16 protein-coding genes are annotated in these 19,598 nt (G+C 60.1%); 7 read left to right on the top strand and 9 right to left on the bottom strand.

Features of this window, described 5'->3' with window-relative positions:
* Positions 1 to 4 precede the first annotated feature (4 nt).
* On the bottom strand, positions 5 to 610 hold the full coding sequence (locus tag B3Z17_RS07855; protein WP_068308626.1) for a hypothetical protein: 606 nt from the start codon (positions 608 to 610) through the stop codon (positions 5 to 7).
* 361 nt (positions 611 to 971) lie between these two features.
* On the opposite strand from B3Z17_RS07855, the gene B3Z17_RS07850 reads away from it, so the two are divergent.
* Entirely contained in the window at positions 972 to 1,919 is a 948-nt protein-coding gene (locus B3Z17_RS07850) for a transporter (RefSeq protein WP_286829301.1), read from the top strand.
* 130 nt (positions 1,920 to 2,049) lie between these two features.
* Here the strand turns inward: B3Z17_RS07850 and B3Z17_RS07845 are convergent, their stop codons facing one another.
* From B3Z17_RS07845 to mutS, 6 genes are all read right to left on the bottom strand, one after another.
* Entirely contained in the window at positions 2,050 to 2,514 is a 465-nt protein-coding gene (locus B3Z17_RS07845) for a hypothetical protein (RefSeq protein WP_286829300.1), read from the bottom strand.
* A gap of 157 nt (positions 2,515 to 2,671) precedes the next feature.
* Complete coding sequence (locus B3Z17_RS07840; RefSeq protein ID WP_068308618.1) at positions 2,672 to 3,298, bottom strand: DUF4136 domain-containing protein; 627 nt, start codon at positions 3,296 to 3,298, stop codon at positions 2,672 to 2,674.
* Between the two features lie 145 nt (positions 3,299 to 3,443).
* On the bottom strand, positions 3,444 to 4,442 hold the full coding sequence (gene trpS, locus B3Z17_RS07835) for a tryptophan--tRNA ligase (protein WP_286829299.1): 999 nt from the start codon (positions 4,440 to 4,442) through the stop codon (positions 3,444 to 3,446).
* A 96-nt stretch (positions 4,443 to 4,538) separates the two neighbouring features.
* A complete protein-coding gene (murJ, locus tag B3Z17_RS07830; protein ID WP_286829298.1) occupies positions 4,539 to 6,095 on the bottom strand; it encodes a murein biosynthesis integral membrane protein MurJ in 1,557 nt (518 codons plus the stop codon).
* Positions 6,092 to 8,854 (bottom strand): [protein-PII] uridylyltransferase, encoded by a 2,763-nt coding sequence (locus B3Z17_RS07825; protein ID WP_286829297.1) that lies wholly within the window; start codon positions 8,852 to 8,854, stop codon positions 6,092 to 6,094. Before B3Z17_RS07825 ends, murJ begins: the two co-directional genes overlap by 4 nt.
* A gap of 23 nt (positions 8,855 to 8,877) precedes the next feature.
* Entirely contained in the window at positions 8,878 to 11,511 is a 2,634-nt protein-coding gene (gene mutS, locus B3Z17_RS07820) for a DNA mismatch repair protein MutS (protein WP_333697982.1), read from the bottom strand.
* Between the two features lie 278 nt (positions 11,512 to 11,789).
* Between mutS and B3Z17_RS07815 the strand changes: the two genes are divergently transcribed.
* A complete protein-coding gene (locus tag B3Z17_RS07815; RefSeq protein ID WP_068308612.1) occupies positions 11,790 to 14,102 on the top strand; it encodes an NADP-dependent malic enzyme in 2,313 nt (770 codons plus the stop codon).
* Positions 14,103 to 14,107: 5 nt separating this feature from the next.
* On the opposite strand, the gene B3Z17_RS07810 is transcribed toward B3Z17_RS07815, so the two are convergent.
* A complete protein-coding gene (locus B3Z17_RS07810) occupies positions 14,108 to 15,523 on the bottom strand; it encodes a sigma-54-dependent transcriptional regulator (RefSeq protein WP_286829295.1) in 1,416 nt (471 codons plus the stop codon).
* A 224-nt stretch (positions 15,524 to 15,747) separates the two neighbouring features.
* On the opposite strand from B3Z17_RS07810, the gene B3Z17_RS07805 reads away from it, so the two are divergent.
* The 5 genes from B3Z17_RS07805 to truA all read left to right on the top strand — a co-directional run bounded on the left by B3Z17_RS07805 (position 15,748) and on the right by truA (position 18,799).
* Complete coding sequence (locus B3Z17_RS07805; RefSeq protein WP_160328657.1) at positions 15,748 to 16,107, top strand: PilZ domain-containing protein; 360 nt, start codon at positions 15,748 to 15,750, stop codon at positions 16,105 to 16,107.
* A 57-nt stretch (positions 16,108 to 16,164) separates the two neighbouring features.
* Positions 16,165 to 16,506, top strand: a complete 342-nt coding sequence (locus tag B3Z17_RS07800) for a DUF1491 family protein (protein ID WP_286829294.1) — start codon at positions 16,165 to 16,167, stop codon at positions 16,504 to 16,506.
* Positions 16,507 to 16,594: 88 nt separating this feature from the next.
* Complete coding sequence (gene def / locus B3Z17_RS07795) at positions 16,595 to 17,113, top strand: peptide deformylase (protein WP_286829293.1); 519 nt, start codon at positions 16,595 to 16,597, stop codon at positions 17,111 to 17,113.
* Between the two features lie 12 nt (positions 17,114 to 17,125).
* The gene (gene fmt / locus B3Z17_RS07790; RefSeq protein WP_286829291.1) at positions 17,126 to 18,040 is read left to right on the top strand and encodes a methionyl-tRNA formyltransferase; all 915 of its coding nucleotides are present in this window, start codon (positions 17,126 to 17,128) and stop codon (positions 18,038 to 18,040) included.
* 9 nt (positions 18,041 to 18,049) lie between these two features.
* Entirely contained in the window at positions 18,050 to 18,799 is a 750-nt protein-coding gene (gene truA, locus B3Z17_RS07785) for a tRNA pseudouridine(38-40) synthase TruA (protein WP_286829290.1), read from the top strand.
* Here truA and B3Z17_RS07780 read toward each other — a convergent pair.
* Positions 18,796 to 19,581 carry a CPBP family intramembrane glutamic endopeptidase gene (locus B3Z17_RS07780; RefSeq protein WP_286829289.1) on the bottom strand — a complete coding sequence of 262 codons (786 nt, stop codon included), beginning with the start codon at positions 19,579 to 19,581 and terminating at the stop codon, positions 18,796 to 18,798. The two genes, truA and B3Z17_RS07780, sit on opposite strands and share 4 nt — an antisense overlap.
* Positions 19,582 to 19,598 lie beyond the last annotated feature (17 nt).

Below are 19,598 nucleotides of genomic sequence, written 5' to 3'. Positions count from 1 at the left end.
GCCCTTACTCCCCGGCGGGAGCAAGGCGCCGCATCAGGAAGCCGGGTAGAGAGAGTAACAGCCCGGTGGCCACGGCCATCACCAGGAGCATCTCAGCGTCAAAGGTTGCCTGATGCGCCACATAGGCCATCAGCCCCCACCAGCCGGCGGTTACCACATTCAGCCACTTTACCCCTGTCATGGCGGCGGTGACAAAGAAGGCCGAGCCGATCAGGGCGGTGGAGATAAGCGTGATCGCTTTGGGTTCAAACGTGCCAAAGGCCAGGGAAATGCCGAAATAGATCATCGTGCCAAGGCCCACAGCCAGCCAGCTGGTGGCATGCGCCAAAATCGGCAGGTTCTTCTCGCTCGGGCCGGCCTTGCCGCGAAACAGGAAAAATTCAAGCCCCCAGCCAACGGCCAGCACAGGGCCCCAAATACCCAGAACCGTATCCGGCAACCTGCCCACAACGGCCAGGAACTGGGCGAAAAAACCCACCATCAACACGCCGCCCCAGATAATCAGGTGCGTGCCGTTGAAGGCCACGCGGCGCTTGCCGGCCTCCATCATCTCGCGGATCAGCGCCAGGTCGCTTGCCGCGCTTTCTTGTGTCAGGTTTTCTTGTGCCATCGTGTCATCCTTTTGTTTATTCAAAGAACTTTGAATTACAAAGTAAGTGTTTTTTTTCGGATGTCAAGAGGGGGATGTGCGGTGTTGACACCAGACCGCAGAATCTGCGGTGCATTTGACCGAAAAGGCTAAATTGGGGCGGGTTTTGGGGGGCGCTCAGGGGCACACATCGGGAAAATGGGCACACGAAGGGCACACCCATAGGGCCCATAATGTGCCCATTTTGGGTAAAGCCATGTCCGGTCATGGCCAGACCGAAGCGACCCTTTCTGTGACAAAGATCACAGCAGGTGGCCGGTCTATGCTTTAATAGCCTTTCACCGGCGACATGATTTCAGGTTCCGAGTGAAAGGCCCAACAGATGCAATTTGCCAGAAAAACAGTCCGAACGATTATCATTTCCACTGTGGGCATGCTCACAGTGACGGCCGCCTCTGCGGGTGAAGAGACCGCCCCCGGCCGACAGCGCCTTGATGACGCCTGGTGGACTGGTCCGATCATCAGCATGTCGGCTGCGGCCATGCCCAAAGGCCACGCCTATTTCGAGCCTTACCTCTATAACGTCCACTCCGGTGGCAACGACTATGTCCGCTCCCGCACCTATATGCTTTACGGCGCCACAGACAGGCTCACCTTGGGGCTGATACCGGTCTTTGGCTATAACCGCCTGGGCGGCGGCGAAAATGCGTCTGGCCCGCGCATGGGGGACCTGTCGCTGATCGCGCGGTACCAGCTGACCAGATATAACGCCGAAACCTATATGCCCGACACGTCACTGGCGCTTGAATGGTCGCTGCCGACAGGCAGGCATGACCAGCTGAAGCGCCTGGGGGACGGCATGGGCGCGGGCACGTCGATGCTCACGCTCCGGTTCCTGGCGCAGGAGGTTTTCTGGGCGCCGAACGGCAGGCTGCTTCGCGCCCGCCTTGGCTTGTCGCGGACCTTCGCTGGTACCGCCACGGTTAAAGACAGAAGCGTTTACGGCACGCCGGACGGCTTTCTGGGCGAAGCCAAGCCCGGGTCCTCTTTCACCATAGACCACAGCTGGGAATACAGCCTGACGCGAAGCTGGGTTCTGGCCGTAGACCTGAGCTACAGCCACACGGAACGCACCAAAGTGCAGGGCATCCTGAATGGCGGCGCTTACGCCTACCGGTCCGGCACGGCAGACAGTTTCGCCATCGCGCCTGCGGTGGAATACAGCTGGTCAGAAACCAAGGGCATCCTCGCGGGCGTGCGGATTGTGCCGAAAAGCCACGGTACGCCCTCTTCCATCACACCGGTGGTTGCCCTTAGCCTGTTTTTTTAGGGGGGCGTAGCCAATAAAAAGCCCCGGCAGTTGTGCGGGGCTTTGGTGTGCACTCAAGGGCACACACCGGGAAAGGGCACACCCTTAGGGCCCAAACTGTGCCCATTTCAGCTAATGGGGCAATTAAGTATTATGCCCCAGGAATTCGAGCCATATAAATTATCTTTTTGTTGATTTCGAAAATTACTACTTCTTTTCCAAGCAACCTTTTTTGATCACCCTCCTCCGAGCGCAACGCGAGCGGCAACACATATTCTTCTCCGTCAATTTTGATGCTTTGATAACCGCGCTTCGCCCGTCGCGCGGGCAATACAGCCTCAACCACGCCTTCAACAACGTCATATTGACCGGATTTGTAGAGTTCTTTCTGCTTGGCATATTCGGAATAGGTCAAACCAAAAGCGGCGAAAGCCCAAAACAACCCTCCCCAAAAGAAGAGACCTGGCATCCAAGGCATTAGGCTACTTCCCGGAGCGGCGTTGAAGATTGCTGGCCTTCTTTTAAAGATGAAACCAATACCAGAGAAAAACAACCCAATGGCTGCAACATCCCAGTATTCATAGCCATCCACAGCTAGATCATAAATTGTAACCATTTTCCAACCTCGTGGAATTCGGGCGACATAATACCCATCTCCCCCATACCTCTAGTTGAGCACAGGGTTTCTCTATAGCCCGCTTATTCATCTTGTCCCAAACAATAAAAAAGCCCCGGCGGTGGCGCGGGGCTTTGGTGTCTTTGTTTTCAGGCGATTATCGCCCTGCTTCGTCCAGGTCGATCTTGATGTGGCGGGTCACGCCGGATGGTCCGGGGAAATCGACAAACAGGGCTTCAGCCAGAAGCGGCACCACTTCGGGCACGGCCTTGGTGCGGGTTTCGGTTTCCGCGCGGCCTTCAAACAGCAGCGTACCGTCGGGCTTGCGGACTTCCATCACCAGCGTGGCGGTATAAACCGTGCGCGCCACCACTTCGGTATTGTGGCGATAGAAGGGGTCATACGGGTCCCAGAAATAGCCATAGTGCCAATAGCTGCGCCAATAGAAGCGGCGCGGGCTTGCGAGGCTCGGGCGGGTATCCAGTTTTTCCCGGCCGTCATTGATCATGACATCGAAGCCAACGATCAGGTCGGGCTTGGCGTCACCGGCCTGGTCATAGCCGTTCAGGCGCAGGTGATTGCCCAGAATGGCCGCATACTGGCGAAACTCCAGGCTGTCCTGCCGGTCCTCGCTCATCGGCATGATGGAAACCTTCTCGCCTTTCGGCATCGGCAGTTCGTGGAAGGTTGCGACATCACTTCGGAAAGTGTTGGTGCAGGCCGCGAGCGTCAGCGCAAGCGCGCCAATCACAACAGGTTTCAAGCGGGACATGAATGCAGTCATAAGCCTCTTTCTCCAATCCCCGTTACTCTATCAGGCCTTAAGCTGTTAGCAAGGCCGCATACCGGGTATGGGACAAGTTTTACCAGAGGCTGGCTGAACGCAAACTGAACGCCGCAAGATATCTCGCGGCGGCCAGGTTTTTTCATCAGGCCAGGAAGCCGACAGCCTTCTTGATGTCCGCCAGGATGGGCTCGGAGATGGCCTGGGCCTTCTCGCCGCCAGCCTGAAGGATGCTGTCGATATAAGCCGGGTCCGCCATCAGGCGGGTCATCTCGTTGGTGATGGGGGCAACCTTGTCCACCACCACGTCCGTCAGCGCCTTTTTGAAGTCGCCGAAACCCTTGCCCTCGAATTGGCCGCACACCGCGTCGCGGCTCATGTCCATCAGGGCGGCATAGATGCCCACAAGGTTCTGGGCTTCCGGGCGGCCCTCCAGGTCTTTCGCCAGCGCAGGCAGCAGTTCCGCGTCGGTCTTGGCCTTGCGGATCTTGAGCGCCAGCGTGTCGGCATCATCGTTGAGGTTGATGCGGCTGTATTCCGACGGGTCGGACTTGGACATCTTCTTGGTGCCGTCCCGCAGGCTCATCACCCGCGCGCCTTCACCCAGAATGAGCGGTTCTGTCAGTGGGAACAGCTCCGTACCGAAATCATTGTTGAACTTCTGCGCGATGTCGCGCGTCAGCTCCAGATGCTGCTTCTGGTCTTCGCCCACCGGCACGTGCGTGGCTTTATACAGCAGAATGTCCGCCGCCATCAGGTTCGGGTACACATACAGGCCCACACTTGCGTTCTCGCGGTTCTTGCCTGCCTTGTCCTTGAACTGGGTCATGCGGTTCAGCCAGCCGATCCGCGCCACACAGTTGAAGATCCACGCCAGTTCAGCATGGCCGGGCACGCGGCTCTGGTTAAACAGGATCGATTTCGATGGATCAACGCCGGAGGCGATATAGGCAGCAGCCGCTTCGCGCACTTGATTTTTCAGGTCTTCCGGGTCTTGCCAGACAGTGATCGCGTGCATGTCAACGACGCAGTAAATGCATTCAAAGTCGTCCTGCAGCTTTGCCCAGTTGCGGAAGGCACCAAGATAGTTGCCGAGATGCATATTGCCGCTGGGCTGGGCGCCCGAAAAAACACGATTGGTCACTTGTCTGTCTCCATAATTATGGCGGCACCTTTGGACGGGCCGCCGAGCGCAAACCTTATGGCAAGCGATCGCGGGGGGGTCAAGCGCGCAAGCGGCCTAGCGCTTCACGAATTTGCGGATTTCATCCATCGGCAGGGTACGGAGGGCGATGATGGCGATGAAGTAGAGCGCGGCGCCCGCGACAACCATGATGGCCAGCGCGCCAATCCGCTCTGCCCCGTCAGCCGTGAAACTGCCGGAAAAACGGTCCAGCATCAGATAGATGCCAGCTGCCATCACAAGGCTGGCGGTGATCATCTTGGCGAGGCGCACCAGCGTTTCGCGGAAAAAATGGAAGCCATGGCTGCGCCTGAGGCCCAGATACAGGAGGAGGACGTTGAACCAGGCGGCAATGGCGGTGGCGAGCGCGAGGCCCACATGCGCCAGAGACTGGATCAGGATCAGGTTCAGCACCAGATTGACCACCAATGACGCGGTCGCGAACTTCACCGGCGTTTTGGTATCCTTGCGGGCGAAATAGCCCGGTGTCAGCGCCTTGGCGATCACGTAGGCCGGCAGGCCAAGGGCATAGGCCATCAGGGCTGCAGCTGTCTGGCCGGTCTCACTGCTTGTGAAGGCGCCGCGCTCAAACAGCGTGGCGATGATCGGCCCGGGGATGACCGCCAGCGCGACAGCAGAGGGCAGGGTCAGGAACAGGGAAAACTCGATCGCCCGGTTCTGTTGCCTGAGCGCGCCGGCCTCGTCCCCGCCCGCGAGCAGGCGGGAAATGCTGGGCAGCAGGACTGTACCAACCGCCACGCCGATGACGCCGAGCGGCAACTGGTTTAGCCGGTCCGCGTAAAACAGCCAGGACACTGAGCCCTCTGGCAAAAAGCGCGCGGCCAGCAGCACATCAATCAGCAGATTGATCTGGATGATCCCCGCGCCAATGGCGGCGGGGGCGATCACGCGCATCAGCTCCCGCACGTCTTCGCTTGGCTTCGGCAGCGCCAGCCTGACCTTGAGCCCAGCGCGCATGGCGGCGCGCACCAGCCACAGGAACTGGGCGATACCGGAAAGGGACACAGCAGCCGCAAGCGCGCGGGCCGCGCCAATCTCGCTTTCCCCGAAGGCGATCAGCGCGCCAATCATGAAGATATTCAGGATCACTGGCGCGAAAGCGGCGGCGGAATAGCGCTCCATGGCGTTCAGCATGCCGGCATAGAAAGTCACCAGCGAGATCAGTGCCAGATAGGGGAAGGTGTAGCGCCCCAGTTCCACCGTCAGGTCGAACTTGGTCTGGTCGCCGTCAAAGCCGCCCGTGAGCCCCAGCATCACCGGCACCATGGCGGCTTCCATGATCAGGAGGAACACAAGCAGGATGGGCAAGAGCCAGGCGAATACGCGGCTGGCGAAATCAAGCGCCGCCTGCTGGCTCTCGGGTGTGATGTCCTTGCCCAGCGCGCGGGCAAACAGCGGCACAAAGCCAACGGAAAAGGCCCCTTCGGCAAAAAGCCGGCGGAAGAAATTCGGCAGCTTGAAAGCAATGAAGAAGGCGTCCGACGCCATGCCGGCGCCCAGATAGCGCGCCATCAGAACGTCGCGGATGAAGCCGAAAACCCGGCTCAGGAGCGTGAAGCCCCCGACCGTGGAAATCCGCTTCGCCAGGCTCACGCGGCTGTCTCCGTATGCATATTCTTGCGGGTGAATATCTGTTCGCCCTTGGCGGCCTTCAGAAGCTTGTCTTCAATGTTTCTGAGCCGGATCTTGTTGTTGACTTTCTGGCCCACCAGGTCGCGCACATAGAATACGTCGATCGCGCGCTCGCCATAGGTGGCGACATGGGCGGACACCAGCGACAGCTTCAGCCTATAGAGCGCATAGGCCAGGTCATACAGAAGGCCCGGACGGTCCTTGGCGTTCACCTCGATCACCGTTGACCAGTTGGAGGCCTTGTTGTCGATCAGCACCACGGGCTCTACCTCGAACGCGCCATCCTTGGCGCCGAACACCCGCTTTTCCTTCAGCTGTTCCTTCAGTTTCACATTGCCCTTGAGCGTCTCGAGGATGGTTTCCTCAAGCTTGTCCAGCTGGCGGCGGCTGTCGAAGGCGTTGCCGTCCAGGTCCTGCACCGCGAAATTGTCCATCGCCAAACCGTCGCGCGAGGTGTGGATCTTCGCCCCCTGAATGGCGGCGCCCGCGAGCCCCAGCGCGCCCACAATACGGGCAAACAGGCCTGGGTGGTCCTGCGTGTAGACAGACACTTTGGTCATGTCCTGGAACTGTTCGACACGGGCGGTGACCCCGAGCGCCGCATCGGTTTCATCGGTGCGTTTCATAAGCCGGGCGTTTTGCGCCAGCGTGCGCGGGCCTTCGGCGATCCAGTAGGCGTCATTCATGCGCGCCACATGGGCGTCAAATTCTTTCTTGGACCAGTTCTTGAGCGTGTCGCGCAGCTCTTCCTGCTTGGCCCTTACGCGCTCGTTCCGGCCCTTGGTTGCGTGGCCTGCCAGCAGAACTTCCTCTGAGGCGGAATAAAGCTCGCGCAGAAGCTGGCCCTTCCAGCCGTTCCACACACCCGGGCCCACGGCGCGGATGTCGACAACGGTCAGCACCAGGAGAAGGCGCAGGCGCTCCGGGCTTTTCACCACTTCGCAGAAATCAAGGATGGTTTTGTGGTCACTGAGGTCCCGCTTGAAGGCGGTGTTGCTCATCAAGAGGTGCCAGCGCACCAGCCAGGCCACGGTTTCTGTTTCCGCTGGCGTCAGGCCCAAGCGCGGGCACAGCTTTTCGGCCACTTCCGCGCCCAGCACCGAATGATCGCCGCCGCGGCCTTTGGCGATGTCATGCAGCAGCACCGCCACATACAAGACCCGGCGCGAGATCACCTTCTGGATCACGTCGGTCGAGAGCGGGTGGTCATCCTTCAGCTCTCCGCTTTCGATGCGCGGCAAGAGCCCGATGGCGCGGATGGTATGCTCATCCACCGTATAGTGGTGATACATGTCATATTGCATCTGGGCGACAACGCGGCCGAAGTCGGGGATGAAGCGGCCAAATACGCCCGCCTCATTCATGCGCCTCAGGTTAATCTCGCCTTCCTTGGTGCTGGTCAGAACCGACAGGAAATATTCATTGGCCTCCGGGTCGCGGCGTACTTTGTCTGTGATGCGGCTGAGGTTCAGCTTGATCAGCCTGAGGGCATCTGGATGAATGTCGAAGCCCTTGTCGTCTGCGACGGCGAAAATCTTCACCATCAGGACAGGGCTTTCCCTAATGTCGTCTGGCGCAACAAATGTCAGGCGGCCGGCTTCAACGGCAAATTCCTGCACCTTCTTGGTGCGGCGGAACCGGGCCAGGAAGGTGCTCTTGTGCTGGCGCTCCTCAAGCACGGCACAGAAAATCCGCGTCAGGTCCCCCACCTGTTTGGCCACCAGGAAATAGTGCTTCATGAAGCGTTCGACGCCGGATGCGCCGGGGTGGTCCTTATAGTGCAGCTTTTCCGACAGCAAGCGCTGCATATCGAAGGTCAGGCGTTCTTCGGCGCGCCCGGCGATGAAATGCATGGCCACCCGCACGGTCCACAGGAAGCTCTCGGCTTTCTTGAACTGTCGGTTTTCGTGGATGGTCAGCATATCGTCGCCGATCATCTTGTCGCGCGAGATGCCGCCATAGAGATAGCGCGCGATCCACCACATGGTCTGGAGGTCCCGAAGGCCCCCCTTGCCGTCCTTGATGTTGGGTTCCACCACATAGCGGCTGTCGCCCATTTTCTGGTGGCGCTTGTCGCGCTCCTCAAGCTTCAGCTCGATGAATTCGGAACCGCTCGTCGCGACCACGCGGCGGATGAAGCGTTTGGCGGCTTTCTGGAACAGCACTTCTTCGCCCCACAGGTAGCGGCTTTCAAGAAGCGCGGTGCGGATGGTCAGGTCTTCCTTGGCGAGGCGCGAGCATTCTTCGGGCGTGCGGGTTGCGTGGCCCACCTTGATGCCCAGATCCCACAGCACATAGAGCATATATTCCACAACGCTTTCGGCCCAGGGCGTTGATTTGTAGGGGATCAGGAACAACAGGTCGACGTCAGAAAAGGGTGCCAGCTCGCCCCGGCCATAGCCGCCAGTGGCCACAAGACACAGCTGCTCTGACGCTGTCGGGTTGGCAAGCGGATAGACATGCTCAGTCGCGAAGTCATAAAGCGTGCGCAACAGCTGGTCCATCAGGTAACAGAGCGACTTGGCCGCCGTGCGGCCGTTTTCCGCTTCCTCATCGAACCGGCGCTTCACCTCGTTCCAGCCTGCCGTGTGGGCATCCTTCAGCAGTTTCACCACATCCTGCTGGCAATCGGCGGGGCGTTTGGTTTCGGCGAGCTCGTTCAGGGCAACCACAAGCTTCTTGCGGTTGATGATGGCGCGGCGATTGCGGATGGGGGTCATGTCATGTCCTTAAGCGATAGTCGTCAGTCTTGAGGCAACATGTCCTTCAGGGCGTATATCAGGTCGAGCGCTTCTTTGGGCGTCAGCTGGTCCGGATTGATGTCCGTCAGCTTTTCCTCGAGCTCCGACGGCCCACTTGGTGCCGGTGCATGGTAAGATGGTGTAGATTGGAAAAGCGGCAAATCATTGACAAGCCCTGTAGACTTGTCGCCCTTGTCGCTGTTTTCCAGATGATCAAGAACCTGGCGCGCGCGTTCAATCACACGGGGCGGCAGGCCCGCAAGCTTGGCAACCTGGATGCCGTAGGACCGGTCCGCGGCGCCTGAGCCAACTTCGTGCAAAAAGACAACTTCACCCTTCCACTCCCGCACCTTCATGGACCGAAGCGACACAGCCTCAAGCGTTTCCTTGAGGGCCGTCAGCTCATGATAGTGGGTGGCGAACAGGGCGCGCGACTGGTTGATGTTATGCAAATTCTCAACGGCGGCCCAGGCGATCGACAGCCCGTCATAGGTGGCGGTGCCGCGGCCGATCTCGTCCAGGATCACCAGGCTGCGTGGCCCGGCCTGGTTGAGGATGGCGGCGGTTTCGACCATCTCGACCATGAAGGTGGAGCGGCCATGGGCCAGGTCGTCTGATGCGCCCACGCGGCTGAACAGGCGGTCCACCACGCCGACATGGGCGCGTTCGGCGGGCACGAATGCCCCCATCTGCGCCAGTACGGCGATCAGGGCGTTCTGCCTGAGGAAGGTACTTTTACCGGCCATGTTGGGGCCGGTGATCAGCCACAGGCGGTCGTCGGGGCCAAGGTCGCAGTCGTTTGCCACGAACGGCGTGTCGTTCTCTGCCCGAAGCGCCTTTTCAACCACCGGGTGGCGTCCGCCGGTCACTTCAAAGGCCAGGCTGTCGTCCACATCGGGGCGGGTCCAGCGTTCGTTCTCGGCGAGAGTCGCGAGTGCCGTGGAGACATCGAGGGTCGCCAGGGCTTCGGCGGCGATAGAGATATCGCCGGCTTTCTCGAGCACCGCAGCCACGAGCGAGCCGAACAGCTCCTGCTCAAGCGACAGGGCCCGGTCACCCGCTTCCGAAATCTTACCCGCAAGCTTTGAAAGCTCGCTGGTGGAGAAGCGCACCGAATTGGCCAGTGTCTGGCGGTGGATGAAGCTTTCATTCAGCGGCGCAGACATCAGCTTCTCAGCATGCTTTGCCGTCACGTCCACATGATAGCCGATCACATTATTATGCTTGATCTTGAGCGAGTTCACTTCCGTGAGCTTCTGATAGTCCGCTTCAAGCCCCGCGATCAGGCGGCGGCTTTCGTCCTTCAGCATGCGGTATTCGTCAAGCGCCTCACTATAGCCGGCGCGGATAAAGCCGCCATCGCGGGTGATCAGCGGCGGTTCGTCCACCAGGGCGCGCTCAAGCTCATGAATCAGGGCTTCATGCTCGCCCAGGTCGCTGACGGCATCGGCCACCAGTTCGGCCATGTCTTCAAGGGCGCCTTTGGGGGCGGTCAGATAATGCTCGATGGTGCGCGCGGCTTCCAGCCCCACGCGGATTGCCATCAGGTCCCGTGGGCCGCCACGACCCAGCGACAGGCGAGCGAGTGCCCGCTCCATGTCTGGAGCGGCCTTGAGCGCCACGCGCAGGTCGGTCCTGAGCCCCGCACGCTCCAGCATATATTCCACGGCGTCGAGGCGTTCGTTGATGCGCACAGGGTCCGTTAGCGGCGCAGACAGGCGCTTGGCCAGCAGCCGGGCGCCAGCCCCCGTGAGCGTGGTGTCAATGACAGACAAGAGGCTGCCAGAGGTTTCGCCGTTTTGCGTGCGCGTCAGCTCCAGGCTTTTGCGCGTGGCGGCGTCGATCATCATGGTGCCGTCGGCGGACAGGCGCTTGGGCGGGTACAGCCGAGGCATCTTGCCCTTCTGCGTGTCGTCCAGATAGTCCACTAGCGCACCGGCAGCCGCCAGGTCCGCGCGGGTCAGGGACGCGAAACCATCCAGCGTCGCAACATCAAAGATGTCTTCAAGGCGCCGGGCACCGAAGCTGCTGTCGAACCTGCCCGCATTCAGGGGGCTGATGATGCTGCGCCAGTCAAACAGCGCGCGGCTGATCTTGTCGTCGTCCATCAGGCCTTCGGGGATGATCAGCTCGCCGGGAGTGAGGCGCGCCAAGTCGGCATCCAGCCGGCCAATCTTGGTGGGCAGGATGAAAAAGTCACCGGTGGACATTTCGACAACCGCGAGCGAAAAATCGCTCTGTGCCCGGCCAAGGGACACCAGATAGTTGCTGGAGCGGGCGTCCAAGAGGTTTTCTTCGGTGATGGTGCCGGGGGTAACCAGCCGCACCACTTCGCGCCGCACCACGGATTTGGAGCCTCGCTTCTTAGCTTCCGCCGGGTCTTCCGTCTGCTCGCACACCGCCACTTTGAAAGACTTGCGAATAAGGCGCGACAGATACATTTCAGACGAATGTACGGGCACCCCGCACATGGGGATGTCGTCACCGTCGTGCTTGCCACGTTTCGTGAGAGTAATATCAAGGGCGGCAGCGGCTTTTTCCGCGTCTTCGAAGAAGAGCTCGTAAAAGTCGCCCATGCGGTAAAACAGCAGGCAATCCGGGTAATGGGACTTGATTTCGAGGAATTGGGCCATCATCGGGGTCACGCCAGGGACCTTTGCCGCCCGTGCCCACTTGTTGTCCACGCCATTTTGATATTTTGTTTCATTTTGGGCGTCGGATGACAAATTTTCTTCCGTTTCGGAGCCCAAAACAGCGCGTCCTTCCATTTTTTTAACTAACTCCCGGTTAACTTCCCGATTTCAATTGTCAGCCGCTTTATGCCATAGTATGCCGCATAGCATAAAACGCTTTTAGAGCATTCTGCCCCGGACTGCTACCATAAGACACCAATCATAAGAACAAAGGATTCCCCATGCCGAGCAATTCATCCAAATTTACGGATGCGGAGGCCCTCAGGTTCCATTCCGCCGGTCGTCCCGGCAAGCTTGAGATTACGCCGTCGAAGCCAATGGCCACCCAGCGCGACCTGTCGCTGGCCTATAGCCCCGGTGTGGCAGTCCCGGTAAAGGCGATCGCGGAAGACATCGATACAGCTTATGATTATACCACAAAGGGCAACCTGGTGGCGGTGATCTCGAACGGTACAGCGATCCTGGGGCTGGGCAATCTGGGTGCGGCGGCCTCCAAGCCGGTGATGGAGGGTAAATCGGTCCTGTTCAAGCGCTTTGCCGATGTGGACAGCATCGACCTTGAGGTGGACAGCGAAGACATTGACGAATTCGTCAACTGCGTGAAGCTTCTGGGCCCCTCCTTCGGCGGCATCAACCTTGAGGATATCGCGGCGCCTGAGTGTTTCATCATCGAACAGCGCCTCAGGGAACTGATGGACATCCCGGTGTTCCATGATGACCAGCACGGCACGGCGATCATCACAGCCGCTGGCTTCATCAACGCGCTTGACCTGACGGGTCGCGACCTGAAGACCACCAAAGTGGTGGCGCTGGGTGCGGGTGCAGCCTGTATCGCCTGTATTGAGCTCATTAAAGCCATGGGCCTGCCGCATGAGAATGTCACCATGGTGGACCGGACGGGTGTGATCTATGCCGGTCGCACGGAAGGCATGAACCAGTGGAAATCAGCGCACGCCATCAAGACCGACGCGCGCACGCTTGAAGAAGCGCTGGTGGGCGCAGACGCTGTGATCGGCCTGGCGGCTGCCGGTGCCATCACCAAGGATATGGTCAAGAAAATGGCGGCCAAGCCGATCATTTTCGCCATGGCCAACCCGGACCCTGAAATCACGCCGGAGGACGCCCGCGAGGCGCGCCCTGACGCCATTATCGCCACTGGCCGGTCGGATTACCCGAACCAGGTGAACAATGTTCTCGGCTTCCCCTATATCTTCCGGGGGGCGCTGGATGTCCGTGCCCGCACCATCAATGAAGAAATGAAGATCGCTGCCGCGACCGCTTTGGCCGAACTGGCGCGTGAAGACGTGCCGGAAGAAGTGGCAGCGGCTTATGGCGGCAAGCAGCCGCACTATGGCCCTGAATATATCATCCCTGCGCCGTTTGATCCGCGGCTCATTCGCCGTATTCCGGTCAAGGTGGCAAAGGCCGCGATGGACACGGGTGTGGCCCGGAAGCCGATCGAGGACCTGGAAGCCTATGAGCAGGAGCTTTCGGCCCGGCTTGACCCGACGGCCGATACGCTGTCGACCATGTTCGAGGACCTCAAGCACCGCGAGCCCAAGCGCATTGTGTTTGCGGAAGCCGAGGAAGAAAAAGTCCTGCGTGCCGCCGTTGGCTTCAAGAACGCCGGCTACGGCGTGCCGATCCTGGTGGGTTATGAAGCGCCGATCCGTGAGAAACTGCGCGAAATGGGCGTGGACGACGACGGGTTTGAAATCTGGAATGCGGCCAACACCAAACGCACCAGCGACTATATCGATTATATCTACGAGCGCCTGAACCGCCGCGGCTTCCTGCTGCGCGACGTGCAGCGTCTGGTCAAACGTGACCGGAACGTCTTCTCCGCCTGCATGGTGGCGACGGGCGATGCCGACGGCATGATCACCGGCGTGACACGGCACTATTGGCGCGCGCTCAAGAACATCCGCCGGGTGATCGACCCGATCCCGGGCCACCGTCCGTTCGGCATGTCGATTGTGGTCACCAAGGGCCGCACGGTCTTTATGGCCGACACCACGGTGAACGAACGCCCGAATGCGGAAGAACTGGCGGATATCGCGGAAAGCGCGGCTTATTTCGTGAAAAGGCTCGGGCATGAGCCCCGCGTGGCGTTTCTGAGCTTCTCAAACTTCGGCAACCCACCGTCTGACAAGACCCAGCATATCCAGAAAGCGGTGAGCATTCTGGATGAGCGCGATGTGGACTTCGAGTATGACGGCGAGATGCAGGCGGATGTGGCGCTCAACCGCGACCTGATGGAACAGTATCCCTTCATGCGCCTCTCGGGCCCTGCGAACGTGCTGGTGATGCCGGCGCTTCACAGCGCCAACATCGGCTACAAGCTCTTGACGGAACTGGGCGGCGCCCGGGTGATTGGCCCGATGCTGCTGGGGATGGAGCATTCCATCCAGGTGGCACGGATGACCGCGAGCGCGTCTGATCTGGTGAATATGGCGGGTCTTGCGGCCAGCACGGCCTTTGCGCTTGAGCAGGCACGCGAAGAGCTTAGCCATAACGGCGAAGACGAGGAATAGCAGCGCTATTCCTCTTCCCAGTCCTTGAGCTTGCGGTAGAGCGTTGAGGGGTTTACCTCCAGCCGCTTGGCCGCAAGCCTTACTTTCCCCCCACAAATATCGATGGCGCGTTCGATCACGCGGCGTTCAACAGCTGCCAGGGGCTCGATGGCGCCCGTTGCTGTCAGGCTTTCCGGCGCGGCATGGCTCGCAGCCTGCCTCAGGGCGTGCCTGCGGGTCGGGCCCATCAGCCGATCCAGCATCGCGCCGGTCAGCTCCGGCCCGTCGTTCAGCACCACAGCGCTCTGGATCACATTGCCAAGCTCGCGCACGTTGCCCGGCCAGCTGTGTGCCAGCAGGCGGGATTCGGCGTCAGGACTGATGCTGGTGAAGCCCTTGCCTTCTTCCTTGGCGAAGCTCTCGAGCATGTGACGGGCGATGATCAGGGTATCCTGGTCCCGTTCCGCGAGCGGCGGCAAATGGATCGGCACCACATGAAGCCGGTAATAGAGGTCTTCCCGGAAACGCCCGGCCTCGACTTCCTCCCACGGTGTGCGGTTGGTGGCGCAGACAAAGCGCACATTCACCTGGATGGGCGTGTTGCTGCCCACGGGCACCACTTCACCGGTCTGGATGAACCGGAGGAGCTTGGCCTGCAGATCAAGCGGCATTTCGCATATTTCGTCCAGGAACAGGGTGCCGCCGTCGGCGGTCACGGCCGCGCCCTCGCGGTCGGATGTGGCACCGGTGAAAGCGCCTTTCTTGTGGCCGAAAATCTCGCTTTCAATCAGGTTTGACGGGATGGCGGCGCAGTTCAGGGCCACAAACCGCCTGTCCCTGCGCGGGCTTTGGTTGTGGATCGACTCGGCGCACAGTTCCTTGCCTGTACCCGATTGGCCCATGATGAAGACGGAGGCTTTTGATGACGCGCAATCTTCGATCATCCGGTAAACGGCCTGCATCGCCGGACTGACACCAATGAAACGGCCGAATTTCTTCTTCTGGCCGCCGGCATATTGCTGCACGAGGCCCGCAAGGCGCTTAATTTCCAGGTTGTTGTTGACCGTGGTGACCAGCCGTTCGGCGGCAAACGGCTTGAGGAGGAAGTCGGACGCGCCCTCCTGCATGGCTTCAACCGCGACCTTGACGGACCCATGGGCAGTGATCACGACAACACGGGCGCTGTTTTTTTCCGCTTTCAGCTGCTTGAGGATATCAAGGCCATCCATGTCCGGCAGCCGCAGGTCCAAAAGGATGATGGCGGGTTTCGACCGTTCGATTTCCTGGAGTGCGGCGGCGCCGGTTTCCGCGATGGTTGCGTCCATGCCGGCACGGCGCAGATATTCCCGGTATGTCAGCGCCAGGGTTGGGCTGTCCTCAACGATCAGGATCGGATGCTGGGCAGCATCACCCTTTTTTTCGGCCAATTCTTTCGACGCCATAGAGCGCTCCTTACCCCCGGTTCTCTATTGGTATCGAATGGCATGCCCCTGGGCAAGCATCTCCTTCGCATTGACCTTTGGCTCTTCATACGCTGAATTTAGGAAAATTATATGGATTTGGTCATTTTTGGTTTACCGGTTAAGGCTATAGTCTGAATGCGGAATTATGGTAGCATGCTCGCAACCGCTTGCGGGTATCGTTCATTGGTGGCGTGGCACAAGACGTGGCGAAAGAAACAGTAAAAAAGAAGGCAGCGGCTGAAAAAGCCAAGGCTGAAGAGGCAGACAGCCGCCGTTTCAAGCGGCGGTCCGTGCTTTGGCCTGCCAAAATACGGGTCGGCAAGCATGAGCTTTCCTGCCAGATCTGGAATCTGTCGCTGGGCGGTGCCCGTGTTCGCGTTGACCTGCCGCTTCAGGACGGCGTGAAGATCGAGCTGGTGCTGACAGGCCGCGGCGAGATACCGGCCACAGTCGCCTGGGCCAAAGGCGAGCTTCTCGGCGTCGCCTTTGACGTCGGCCCGGAGGTGGTCAAACGCATGTTCGAAGACCGCCTGCATGTCCTTGGCCTTAGCGAAGACGACTAAGCCTTCCCGCTTTCTTCGCTCTTGACCGCGGCGCCTGCCTGGGCGCATATCCTTTCCATGACCGTTCGCCTTTCAACCAAGCTCTGGATTGATGCCCACCTGCGCACCTGTTTTGGTGCGGATATGCCGTCGTTCGTGGTTGCCAAGGGTGACGCGGAGCGCGGCGGCATCATCCTGAAGGTCAACCGGTTCGCCGCAGGGGTGCTGGTGTTCGAGCAGTCGCTTGATTTTGACGGCAACCGCATCTGGCGCCGCCTGGGGGCCGTAGAAGGGCAGGATGAGGCCGCGGCTGACGCGCTGATCGCCAAGAAGCGGGGCTTTGACACGGACCTTTGGGTGATCGAGATTGAGGATAACACTGGCAAATATGAGCCGGATGCCCCAATTTCCGAGTATTAGGCCGCTTTGCGCTTGACGGAGAAGGGCGCCAACCATAGGTAAAGCCCATAGGAAACTACCGAGTTCTGAGCGTTTAAGGAAACCGAGCATGTCGAAACTTGAAATTGTCAATGTGCCAGACCCGCTTCTGAAAACCATGTCCGACCCGGTCGGACAGGTGGATGATGATCTGCGTCGCCTGATGGACGACATGCTGGAAACCATGTATGACGCGCCCGGCATTGGCCTGGCCGCGATCCAGGTGGCCGTGCCCAAACGCGTGATTGTGGTGGATACCGAAGGCGACGAGGAAGACCGTCAGCCGCTTTTCCTGGTGAACCCGGAAATCACCTGGGAGTCGCCTGAATTCAACGTCTATAATGAAGGCTGCCTGTCGGTGCCTGAGCATTATGCCGAAGTTGAGCGCCCGGCGTCGGTGAAGGTGAAATACCTGGATTATGACGGCAAGCAGCAGCACCAGCTGATGGAAGGCCTGATGGCCACCTGCGTGCAGCATGAAATCGACCACCTGAACGGTGTTGTGTTTATCGATTATCTGTCGAAGCTGAAACGCAACATGATCATCAAGAAAGTTCAGAAGGCAACCAAGGGCGTCACCGTCCTTTAAGGGAGAGACCCCATGCGCATTGCCTTCATGGGCACCCCCGATTTTGCCCTGCCGACGCTGAAGGCCCTCGCGGCATCCAGCCACGATGTCGTTGCGGTCTATAGCCAACCACCCGCGCCTGCGGGCCGCGGCAAGAAAGAGCGCCCCTCGCCGGTTCATGCCTGGGCTGAAAGCCAGGGCATCCCGGTTTATACCCCGAAATCCATGCGCGACGCGGCCGCTCAGGCCGAATTTCAGGCGCTCGACCTCGATGTTGCGGTGGTGGTGGCCTACGGCCAGATACTGCCGCAAGCGGTGCTGGACGCGCCGAAGCATGGCTGCGTGAATGTGCACGCCAGCCTCCTGCCGCGCTGGCGCGGTGCGGCGCCGATCCACCGGGCGGTGATGGCAGGCGACACACAAACCGGCGTATGCATCATGCAGATGGAAGCCGGACTGGATACCGGGCCGGTGCTGATGCGCGCGGAAACCGATATCGCGCCCACGGACACAACCCTCAGTTTGCATGACAGGCTGTCGGCCATGGGCGGTGCGCTGATCGTTGAGGCCGTTGAAGGTCTGGTGGCCGGCTCGCTTAAGGCGGAACCCCAGGCGGACGAAGGCGTCACTTACGCCCATAAGATCGACAAGGCCGAAGCCAGGGTGGACTGGTCAGCTGATGCGAGCGCCGTTGACCGGCTGGTGCGCGGCCTGTTCCCTTTCCCTGGCGCCTGGACGTTGGTGGACGGCGAGCGGCTCAAGCTGCTGGCGGGCAGTGTGGAAGCCGGGTCTGGTGACGCGGGTACGGCCCTTGATGACGCGCTTCTGGTGGCTTGCGGTAGTGGCGCCTACCGCATTGACCGCGCCCAGCGCGCCGGCAAGGGCGCGATGGACCGCGAGGAGCTTCTGCGGGGTTTCAGCGTGCCCAAGGGCACCCGGTTTGAATAGGGCAAGAGCATGCAGCGTTTCAAACTGATCGTTGAATATGATGGCCGTCCCTTCGTGGGCTGGCAGCGCCAGGAAAACGGCCCGTCCGTTCAGGCCACCATTGAGGATGCCATCACCAAATTTGCGCCGGGTGAAGCCCCGCGGGTGATCGGTTCCGGCCGCACGGACGCCGGCGTCCATGCCCTTGGCCAGGTCGCGCATTTTGACCTGGAGCGCGACATGACGCCAGACCAGGTGCAGGGTGCCCTCAATTATCATATGCAGCCCAGGAATACGGTCGCGATCGTGAAGGCAGAGGCGGTGGACAGCGAGTTCAGCGCCCGCTTTGACGCCGTCAAGCGCCACTATGTCTACCGTATTGCCAACCGCCGCGCGCCGCTGACGTTTGACGCGGGCCTCAAATGGCATGTGAAAACGCCGCTGGACCACGAAGCGATGCATGACGCCGCCCAGATATTGGTTGGCCAGCACGACTTCACCACCTTCCGGCATGTGGCCTGCCAGGCCAAAAGCCCGGTCAAGACTATGGATTACCTGACGGTTGAGCGTGAAGGCGACGAAGTGCGCCTGCTGGCAGGCGCCCGGTCTTTCCTGCATCACCAGATCCGCTCGATCGTGGGCACGCTGAAGCTTGTGGGCGCTGGCAACTGGACCAAAGCCGATGTGCAGGCCGCGCTTGACGCCCGTGACCGCCAGGCATTGGGGCTCAATGCCCCGCCTGACGGCCTCTATTTCAAACATGTCGAGTTTGAAGGCTAGGCGCCAGCGAGCGCCCGGTGTTCGCGTCTGAGCTGCCATAGGCCCGGCAGGGCCGACACCAGCAAAATCACCACCGTTGCCACGATATAACCGCTAAGGGACCCCTCGGGCGGGGTGGCGCCCGGCACCAGATCAATATTCATGGACCCGGCCAGGTTGATGGCGGCATGGACCATGACCGCAGGCCAGATGCTGCGGCAAAAGACCGTCATTCCGGCAAAACCGATGCCCAGCAGGGTGGCGTAGACCGTCTGGCTGAGGGTGTCGAGCATGGGCGCATGCGTGAGGTTGATCAGGTGCAGAAGCCCGAAGATGGCGCCCTGGGTGACGGCCGCCAACAGCAGGCCGTTTTTCCGGTGCCGCCAGGCGGTGGCCAGCAGACAGAAACACACACCCCGCAAGAGCAGTTCCTCAAACAGCCCAACAGACAGGTTATAGCCGAGCCACCCCGCTACTGTGCTTGGCGTGAAGACAAGCGCCGACCAGTTAACACCGAGTATGTTGATGGCAACAATAGCCAACATGGGCAGGGGGGCAATCCACCAGCGTTTGCGCCAGGGGCGACCACCGAGCCCGGCAGCCTGCACGAGCTGCATCTTCACAAGGGCATAGACCGCCGCCGCGGCAATCAGCAGGCGGGTGGCGATTTTCAGCGTCAAGGCGACCGAAGGTGTATCGGCAAACAGATAGGGAATGCCCAGCACCACCAGCAGGCTGATGGCAATCAGGCAGGTTGAGCCGCTAACCGGACGGTTCAGAAGGAAGGATTTCAGGGTGTTCATTGAGGTCTCGCTGTCTC

The organism is Kordiimonas sp. UBA4487 (genome assembly GCF_002389025.1).
Taxonomy (GTDB): Bacteria; Pseudomonadota; Alphaproteobacteria; order Sphingomonadales; family Kordiimonadaceae; genus Kordiimonas; species Kordiimonas lacus.
Note: the sequence above shows the minus strand (reverse complement) of the source record. Positions and strands in the feature narration are given on the sequence as shown.